At 70.1% G+C, this 338-nt stretch carries 1 pseudogene; it reads right to left on the reverse strand.

Annotated elements, in window-relative coordinates:
• Positions 1-199 (reverse strand): annotated as a pseudogene (locus BFF77_RS32455) (ribonuclease); the annotation flags it as partial.
• Between the last annotated feature and the right edge of the window lie 139 nt (positions 200-338).

Here is a 338-nt window from a genome sequence, read left to right on the forward strand (position 1 = left end):
CGTCCTGCCGGTACGGGAAGGGCCCGCCGGCGTCGATCAGACGGAGGGTGGTGTGGGCCTGGGAGGGGAGCCGCGAGTAGCAGATGCTGCCGACGGCCGAGGGGGCGGCGGTGGCGGTGGCGGTGACTCCGCCGACGAGGAGCGAGGCCGCCAGAGCGGCGGTGCCACCGAGGGTGGCGATACGTGGGGGAATTCGCATGGCTTCATGATGACGCGCGTAGACCTGTACACGTCAATCCCAACGTCCGGGAATTTCCGGGAAGTTAACCCCTCGAACCGCCCCGGTAGCATGGCGTACACCGCCCGGCGACCGGACAGGACCCAGGCCACGCCACCGG

This window comes from Streptomyces lushanensis (assembly GCF_001700515.1).
Taxonomy (GTDB): domain Bacteria; phylum Actinomycetota; class Actinomycetes; order Streptomycetales; family Streptomycetaceae; genus Streptomyces; species Streptomyces lushanensis.